6 protein-coding genes are annotated in these 9184 nt (G+C 56.1%); 5 read left to right on the top strand and 1 reads right to left on the bottom strand.

The features are described 5' to 3' along the window. The first annotated feature begins 143 nt into the window (after positions 1-143). Entirely contained in the window at positions 144-1310 is a 1167-nt protein-coding gene (locus tag K5905_RS19540; RefSeq protein WP_297586791.1) for an MFS transporter, read from the top strand. Positions 1311-1362: 52 nt separating this feature from the next. Here K5905_RS19540 and K5905_RS19545 read toward each other — a convergent pair whose 3' ends face one another. Then, on the bottom strand, positions 1363-2247 hold the full coding sequence (locus K5905_RS19545) for a LysR substrate-binding domain-containing protein (RefSeq protein ID WP_297586793.1): 885 nt from the start codon (positions 2245-2247) through the stop codon (positions 1363-1365). Between the two features lie 277 nt (positions 2248-2524). On the opposite strand from K5905_RS19545, the gene katG reads away from it, so the two are divergent. The 4 genes from katG to K5905_RS19565 all read left to right on the top strand — a co-directional run. Next, positions 2525-4747: a catalase/peroxidase HPI gene (gene katG / locus K5905_RS19550; protein WP_297586795.1), complete on the top strand. Its 2223-nt coding sequence runs from the start codon at positions 2525-2527 to the stop codon at positions 4745-4747. Between the two features lie 266 nt (positions 4748-5013). Beyond that, complete coding sequence (gene fabI / locus K5905_RS19555; protein WP_297586797.1) at positions 5014-5775, top strand: enoyl-ACP reductase FabI; 762 nt, start codon at positions 5014-5016, stop codon at positions 5773-5775. Between the two features lie 12 nt (positions 5776-5787). Next, on the top strand, positions 5788-8385 hold the full coding sequence (locus K5905_RS19560) for a DUF3141 domain-containing protein (protein ID WP_297586799.1): 2598 nt from the start codon (positions 5788-5790) through the stop codon (positions 8383-8385). 385 nt (positions 8386-8770) lie between these two features. Beyond that, positions 8771-9184 (top strand): DUF2157 domain-containing protein (locus tag K5905_RS19565; RefSeq protein WP_297586801.1); only part of this gene is annotated, 414 nt, incomplete at its 3' end.

Here is a 9184-nt window from a genome sequence, read left to right on the forward strand (position 1 = left end):
CCAGGAAGACCTAGCAATTATCGGCGCTTGTCGGGATAAGAATTCTAAATCGATTGAAATGGCTGAATTGAGCGGCTTGCTGTAAAGGTGGGGTGGTGGTAGGACATTGGTTCCTGCCTATGCCGCACGCCTGAAAGCCTTCCATGCTTGTCCGCGACCGCGCCTTTTTCGCGTCCATGTTTCTGACGGTCCTGGCGGACCAGATATTGCTGTTTCTGGTTCCGCTGGTCATTTTCCAGATTACTGGCAATGTCGCCTGGTCCGGCCTTGCCTTCTTTTTCGAAACCCTGCCGCGCTATCTGACCTTCCCGGTCGCCGGGATCCTGTGTGACAGGGTTTCTCCGATTCTGCTTTTGCGGATCAGCCGCATCCTGCGGGCCGTGGCGTGTGTCGTTGGCATTGCCGGGCAGATTGCCTTTGGCGGTGTCTGGTGGCTGATCGGCTTGTCCGCAGTTGTCGGTATTCTGACAACGCAAGGCATGCTGGCGCTGGAAATGGTGCTTGTGCGCGCATTTGCCGACCAGAGATTTGAGAAAGTGGCCAGCTACGGCCAGCTGTCGTCCCAGATGGGAGTTGTGCTCGGGCCTCTGACTGCCGCCTATCTGATGGTGCTCTGGCCCTGGGAAGCTGTTGTTATCGTCGCAACAGTCTTGTTTGTCCTTGCAGATATCGCGTTCATCCTCTGGCCGGGGCAGTCGCGGATGCAAGTGATGCCGGAAAATCTGCAGCGACGTCATCCGATTGAAGATCTCAAAACGGCACTTGTTCTCGTCTGGAAATTGCCGGGATTGACACGAGCGATCCTGCAAGCTGCAGGTGTCAACCTCATCATTGGTGCGACTCTGGCGACCGCTGCAGCCATGATGACCGGCTTTTTTTCCCAAAGCGAACAGATCTATGCCTGGCTGCAGGTGGGCGGTGCGCTGGCGACTTTGGTTGTGCTGACCTTGACGGCGCATGTGCATCTGAGGCTGAAAACGCTTGGCCTGTCTGCCTACAGTCTGATCTGCGTTGGTGCGATTCTGACCGGGACAGGTGCGCATCCCCTTGTCTATGCGGCCGGGTTTTTGTTGATCGCCGGTTTCGACAAGATGTTCAACATCTACGTCCGCACTCTGCGTAAGGAAATCATTCCGGCTGAAGACTTCGGCAAGACCACAGGCGTCATCATCTGCATGAACAATCTGTCCCAACCGCTCGCTGGACTGGTCGTGGCACTCTTTGCGGCAGGGGACGATGCACGGGCCGTGTTGCTGGGGCTGGCTGTGGTTATGGCAGGACTGGGGATCGTAACGTTCTGGCGGCGTTAGGTGTCTTGCGCAGTGTCGCTAGGACGTCGTGTCACAGAAATCCGGGTTGTTCTCAGGCGCATTGTCTGACGACGTCTGCAATTTCCGTCAACTGGTTCGCAAGTGGGCTGGTCTTTCGCCAGACCATGCCGACCGTGCGTGCAGGTTCAGGCGCTTCAAAGCGCGAAATTGAAACCGATGCCGACCTGGTTTCAACCGGAACGGCCATTTCCGGGATCAGGGTGACACCCATGCCGGCACTGACCATCTGCACAAGTGTTGAAAGAGAACTGGCATCCAGAACTTCGCGTGGAGGCCCGGACGGCATATTGCAAAAGGAAAGGGCCTGGTCCCGGAAACAATGACCTTCCTCCAGCAGCAACAATCGCATCTCCCGAAGCGAATCCGCATTGGGAAGAGGCGCATTTGCTTCCTTGGCGGATCTCACGAGAACAAAATTTTCGTGAAACAGAGGCGTTTCGGCAAGTGTGCCTTCAGAAACGGGAAGGGCCACGATCGCCGTGTCCAGCTGGCCATCGCTGAGTTCCTGGATCAGTTTCGGGGTTACCGTTTCCCGAACATGGATTTCCAATTCCGGATAACGTGCAGAAAGATCAGTCATGACTTTCGGTAAAAGGTAAGGGGCAATTGTCGGTATGACGCCGACCCGCAACCGTCCGACAAGCCGTTCCCGAGAGGCCCTGGCCAGATCGCCGAGCTCGTCTGCTGCGCGCAGGATGTCGCGTGCGCGTTCAGCGGCAACTTCACCGAATTGGGTCAGGCGGATCTGCCGTGCACTGCGTTCGAATAGCGCGGCGCCCAGAACGTCTTCCATTTCCTTAATCTGCATGGACAGCGCGGGTTGCGAAATTGCGCAGGCTTCCGCCGCTCGTCCGAAATGGCGATGCCGCGCAAGCGCCTCAAAATAGCGAAGCTGTTTCAGGGTAATGTTTATCATAAGAAATAACTATCAATCCGATCAGAAAATTCAACTTCTTCTGATCGTGTTGTTTTGATAACTTCTAATCTGCAGACGCCGATACCAGCCGGTTGCCCGACAGCGATCGCGGGATTAAGCGTTCTTGCGCCACGAAATTCGGAATGATTGAAGGAGTTGAGCTGCTACAAAAAAATGGGTGGAATACTGTGGCTTCAGATCTGCCGCCGCAGCAATTCACATTCCTCTCACGCAGCCCCGCTACTCAAATACTTTAATTAGGACAGTGGAGAGAATTATGGACGCACCAACAGATAAAACCGGCAAATGTCCCGTGATGCATGGTCAGCCGCTTGCAGCGACATTCGGGGTCCGGTCCAACCGGGATTGGTGGCCAAACCAGTTGAACCTCAACATCCTGCGTCAGAATTCGTCGCTGTCCGATCCGATGGATGCGGGGTTCAACTACGCGGAAGAGTTCAAGAAACTTGATCTGGCCGCAGTCAAACAGGATCTTTATGCACTGATGACCGACAGCAAGGACTGGTGGCCTGCGGACTATGGTCATTATGGCGGTCTTTTCATCCGTATGGCCTGGCACAGCGCCGGCACATATCGGACCGCTGACGGACGCGGCGGTGGCTCAACAGGCACGCAGCGGTTCGCACCGCTCAACAGCTGGCCAGACAATGGCAACCTGGACAAGGCGCGCCGGCTGCTCTGGCCGATCAAACAGAAATACGGCAACAAGCTTTCCTGGGCAGACCTGTTGATCCTGGCCGGTAACGCAGCGCTCGAATCCATGGGCTTCAAAACCTTTGGGTTCGGCGGCGGGCGCGCAGATGTCTGGCATGCGGAAGAAGACATCTACTGGGGATCCGAAACCGAATGGCTGGCGACCAGCGACAAGCCGAACAGCCGCTATTCGGGCGAACGCGATCTGGAAAATCCGCTGGCAGCCGTACAGATGGGGCTTATCTATGTGAACCCGGAAGGACCGGACGGAAATCCTGACCCGCTTGCCTCCGGTCGCGACATTCGCGAGACATTCGCGCGGATGGCGATGAACGATGAGGAAACGGTCGCCCTGACGGCGGGTGGGCATACCTTCGGTAAGACCCATGGGGCAGGCGATGCGGCCCATGTCGGTCCGGATCCGGAAGCCGCGCCTTTGCAGGAAATGGGCCTTGGCTGGATCAGCACATATGGATCAGGCAAAGGACGCGATACCATTACGTCCGGTATCGAAGGAGCCTGGACACCGGACCCGACCAAATGGGACACCGGTTTTTTCGATGTGCTGTTCGGTTATGATTGGGAACTCGTCAAGAGCCCGGCCGGGGCCTGGCAGTGGACACCTAAGGACCTGAAGGAAGCGGACATGGCTCCGGATCCGGAAGATCCGAACAAAAAGGTGCCGATCATCATGACCACGGCCGACATGGCGATGAAACTGGATCCGATCTATGGCCCGATCTCAAAGCGGTTCCATGAAAACCCCGACCAGTTGGCCGAGGCTTTCGCTCGCGCCTGGTTCAAGCTGACCCACCGCGACATGGGACCGAAAGTCCTTTATCTCGGCAGAGAAGTTCCGGCAGAAGACCTGATCTGGCAGGATCCGATTCCCGCCGTGGATCACGCCCTGGTGGATAATACTGATATCGCCGCCCTGAAAGCAAAGATCCTTGCCTCCGGCCTGTCGGTCTCTGAACTCGTGTCGGCTGCCTGGGCGTCCGCCTCCACGTTCCGTGGCTCGGACAAGCGCGGTGGCGCCAACGGTGCCCGCGTTCGCCTGGCTCCGCAAAAAGACTGGGAAGCCAACGAACCGGCGAAACTCGCCAAGGTGCTGGAAACTCTGGAAGGTATCCAGAGTGATTTCAACGGGTCCGCAAGTGGCGGCAAGAAAGTGTCGCTGGCCGATTTGATTGTCCTGGGTGGTTCCGCGGCCATCGAACAGGCTGCAAAGAACGCAGGGCACGACATCTCCGTGCCGTTTGTCGCAGGTCGTATGGATGCAAGCCAGGATCAGACCGATGCCGGATCCTTTGAACCGCTGGAACCGGAAGCCGATGGTTTCCGCAACTACCAGAAGGCCGTATATGCCACGACTGCAGAAGAAATGCTGGTCGACAAGGCACAGTTGCTGACATTGACCGCGCCGGAAATGACGGTTCTGGTCGGAGGCATGCGTGTCCTTGGAACCAACCATGGCGGTTCCAAGTATGGTGTCTTCACCGACAAGACCGACACGCTCAGCAATGACTTCTTCGTCAATCTGGTAGATATGGGCACTTCGTGGAAACCGACCTCCGAGACCGGTGATATCTTTGAAGGTCGTGATCGCAAATCCGGTGATCTGAAATGGACCGCCACCCGCGTCGACCTGATTTTCGGCTCCAATTCCGAACTTCGGGCCCTGTCGGAAGTCTATGCCCAGGACGATAACAAGGAGAAGTTCGTCAGGGACTTCGCCAAGGCCTGGGTGAAGGTGATGAATGCGGACCGCTTCGATCTGAAGTGATCTGAACAGGTCTAATTCCTGAAATCTGGAACGGCGCTTCGAAACAATTCGGAGCGCCGTTCTTTCACATCTGACCCCAGCAGCCCATGGTTTTCGGGACAATTTCAAATGTTCTGTCGACGTATCCCTTGAAAAGTCATTATTTCGTCACAAGGTTTATGCTGCACTGCAAAGCAGGTTGCGGTTGCGTCAGAATTTTCTGAGAGGACGCGAAACCGCAAGACGTAACATTCCTCGGCGCAAGCCTCTTGGGAAATGAAGAACCCATGTTTGATTTGACCGGACAAAAGGCACTTGTCGTCGGCGTAGCCAACGATCAGTCCATTGCCTATGGCTGCGCAAAGGCATTCAGGGCGCAGGGTGCGGATATCGCGGTGACTTATCTGAATGAAAAGGCTGAACCGTTCGTACGCCCGCTGGCCGAGCAGCTGGGGGCCGAAATCTGCGCGCCACTGGATGTCCGGAACCAATCGCAGCTCGATGCGCTCTTTGTGGACATTGCGGAAAAATGGGGCAAGCTCGACACTCTGCTGCACTCGATTGCCTTTTCCAAAAAGGAAGACTTGCACGGCCGGGTGGTTGACTGTTCAGCCGACGGGTTCGGCCTCGCCATGGATGTTTCTGTCCATTCCTTTCTTAGGCTGGTGCGCAAGGCCGAACCGCTGATGCCTCAGGGCGGGACCTGCATGACAGTGTCCTTTTTGGGAGCTCAAAGGGTAGTGGAGAATTATGGTGTTATGGGGCCGGTCAAGGCCGCTCTCGAAGCTGCCACCCGCTACGCAGCAGCGGAGCTCGGGTCCAAGGGCATTTCCGTCCATGCTCTGTCACCGGGACCGCTCAAGACCCGCGCCGCGTCAGGAATCGCAGAATTTGACGAGCTGCTCTACGATGCGGCCGAGCGTGCGCCCACTCATCATCTGGCAACAATTGAGGATGTCGGCGCTTACGCCGCCTTCTTGGCGAGCCGGGAAGCCTTCAACGTAACCGGTGGAATTCATCCCATAGACGGTGGCTACAGCATTGTTTGACAGGAGGTCCTGATGAAGGACATTTTTGACGCTCTGTTCCTGAACGCGCTGACCGACGCAACTGCCTGGTCTCCTTCCGAACGGCTTACCGCGCTTGAAGCACAGGCAACCGAGCTATCCAACGTTACCGGGACGCTGGGGCTCGAAATGACCGAGCATTTTGTCAAGATGAGCGACGCTCACAAGAACCGCTTGCAAAAAAACATGTCGGATTACAGCAATGCGTTGATGAGCATCGGTCAGGTGCAGGGAACCGGGGCACTGGCCGCTGCCTGGGAATCCTATTGGAAAGACGCCGCACAGCGGCTGGTGCTGACCATGGATACGCTTCGGCAGCGGGGGGACAACTTTCTCGAACATGAGGACGCCGGTTGTCCACCGGTTCTGATCTACGATTACGAAAAGGTTCTGGATGGTGCGGACCTGCCCAGACCCTGTAACTATGTGCTTTTGAAGATCATTCCGCCCAAGGATGCACATTTCCGCGAGCCGAAATCCTGGAAACGGCCATACATAATCATCGATCCGCGTGCGGGCCATGGCGCAGGTATCGGCGGCTTCAAGCCCGACAGCCAGGTCGGGGTTGCGCTGCGCGATGGCCACCCGGTCTATTTCGTTGCCTTCCGACGTGAGCCGGAAAAGGGGCAAACCCTTGCCGATGTCACCAGAGCGGAGGCCGCCTTTGTACGCAAGGTGATGGAGCAGCATCCCGAAGCACCCAAACCGATTGTCACCGGCAATTGCCAGGGTGGCTGGGCAACGTTGTTGCTCGCTGCCTCGAATCCGGATCTCACCGGACCGATTGTTTTGAACGGAGCACCGGTTGCGACCTGGTCCGGCCGCATCGGCGAAAACCCGATGCGCTACAATGGTGGTCTTCTGGGCGGAACCATCAATGCGATGTACAGTTCCGACCTCGGTCATGGTGTGTTCGATGGTGCCGACATCGTCCAGAATTTCGAATTGCTCAATCCAGGGCGGAACTATTTCGGCAAATACTACGATCTCTTTTCAAAGATAGACACCGAGCCGCAGCGTTTCCTCGATTTCGAACGCTGGTGGGGCGGATACTTCCTTCTGAACGAAGCGGAAATGAAGTGGATCGTCGAGCAGCTTTTTGTCGGCAACAAACTGTCAAAGAATGAAGCTCAACTAGAGCCGGGCCGAAATGTCGATATCAAGCAGATTCAGGCGCCGATCATCGTGTTTGCAAGTTGGGGCGACAATATCACGCCGCCGCAGCAAGCGTTGAACTGGATTGTCGACAATTACACCGACGAGCGCGAGATCGCGATCCGGGGTCAACGGATCATCTATATGGTTCACGATCAGGTCGGGCATCTTGGCATTTTCGTTTCGTCGAAAATTGCCAAGAAAGAACATACCGAGGTGACGTCGACACTCAAGACGATCGAGGCGCTCGCACCCGGGCTCTATGAGATGTCCATCGATGACTATCAGGGAGATCTTCTCGACCGCTCTTTCACGGTGAGCTTTCATGAACGGAAAATGGAAGATCTCAGAACGCTCGACGACGGCAGGGAAGACGAAATTCCGTTTGCCGCGGTGGCCCGGCATTCCGAACAGCAAGCGGAATTCTACGATGTCTGTGTCCGCCCGTTCGTGCAGGCAGGGACTACGGAACAAGGTGCCGAATTGCGTCGCAAGACCCATCCCTTGAGGGTTCAGCATTCGGTTTGGTCCAGCATGAACCCCTTTCTCGGCTGGCTTCCGGGCTTGGCTGAGCGGGTGAGGGAGGAAAGAGAGCCGGCAGAAGAGGGCAATCCGTTCCTGGAGCTGCAACAAGCCAATGCAGCCCTCATCGAGCAATCGATGGATGTCTTCCGGGATGTGCGGGACGCAGCCTATGAAGGTCTGTTCTTTTCCATCTGGGGCATTCCCTACATGAGATGGTTCGGCCGTAATTTTCAACCAGGCCGAACGCTGAAACGCAAGGAAGAGTTGAGAAGCCTTCCACCGGTCCAGGCGGCCCTGATGCATGTCGACCAGGGTGGTTTCTGCGAGGCGGTCGTCAGGATGCTGATCCTGCTGGCGGAAAGCAGGGGCAATGTCCGACGGGATAGATTGGAGAGATCTTCCCGTCTGTTGAACCAGGACGAACCCTTCAGTTCGCTCACCCAGGAACAACGCAGCTTCATTCTTCAGGAACAGACGTTGATTGTTGAGTTTGCACCGGAAAAGGCTGTCGACACGCTGCCGGCACTCCTCAAGACACGTCAAGAGCGGGAACTGGCTTCAAAAATCGTTCGTTATGTGCCCGGGGCCATCAGCGAGATGGATCCGCACACGGTTGAAATGCTGCGGAAGTTTCACGAGGTACTGGGGCTGCCGTCCGATTTCGGTGACATAACCGAAGACCCGTTGGCATTTGGTTTCAAGGCTGCTTTGGCTTCGACCACACAAGAAAAAGCGATCCAGAAAGACGAAAAAGGCTCCCGGCGGAGTGCTTCAACAGCGCGAGCATCTCGTCAGGATTCGGCCAAAGCGACACCTCGCAAGCCTGCAAACAACAACAAGGCTACTCGCAAAGCGGCCGCACCTCGCAAACCGAGTGCGGTTTCGAAAAAATCTGAAGAACCGGCAGACTGACGGCAGACTGACTGAATTGAAAGGGGCGTCCGGGCCTCTCGGACGCCCCACAGAGCCCCCCTGGATTGTTTTGGAGTTAGGCTCTGATCCAGGATCTTCAACACAAACTGCGACTTGGGCATCGAATCTAATTCGATAGCATTTTAAGCTAATCATTAGTGTGTAGGTAAGAATACCAATTTCACTGATCTCGGCAAGCCCTGACCTTTAGGGAAGGTGATAGAAAGCATCAGTCCAGCATGTGCGGATGCGCCTGATCGTTGCTTGCCGCTTCACGAACACAAAATGCTCTTAAGAGCAGGTGAGACCAGAAACGGGATGAGAGAATTCTGGGAAGCAGGGCGCTGCTGCGCTACAGTTTGAAAAAAGCAAAGACCGGATTTGAATGTTCGATTGGGCTTACAAAAAACGATTGAAAGACGATCTTGAAGTCTGGGTCGCCAAAGGCTGGGTTGGCTCTGCAGGTGCTGCAGAAATCCTGAAGGAGCAGGACCAGGACGACGGACGCTCAAGACTGCCGATGGCGCTGGCCGGGATCGGTATGGTGTGCGTCGCGCTGGCTGTCATTGCCTTTATCGCGGCCAATTGGGGGGCAATTCCCAAATCGGTCAAACTTGTCGGGATCGCCGGATTGCTTGTGTCCAGCCACGGACTGGCCGGCTGGGCGGCCGCGAAAGGGCGAAAGGGGATTTCGGATCTGTTGACCGGATTCGCCACACTCGTCTTTATCGGCGGCATGGCGCTTGTCGGCCAGATTTTCCATTTGCCGTCCGATTGGCCCGGTGGAGCATTTCTGGTC

Origin of the sequence: Roseibium sp., from assembly GCF_025698965.1 — a bacterium.
In the GTDB taxonomy this organism is placed as follows: Bacteria; Pseudomonadota; Alphaproteobacteria; order Rhizobiales; family Stappiaceae; genus Roseibium.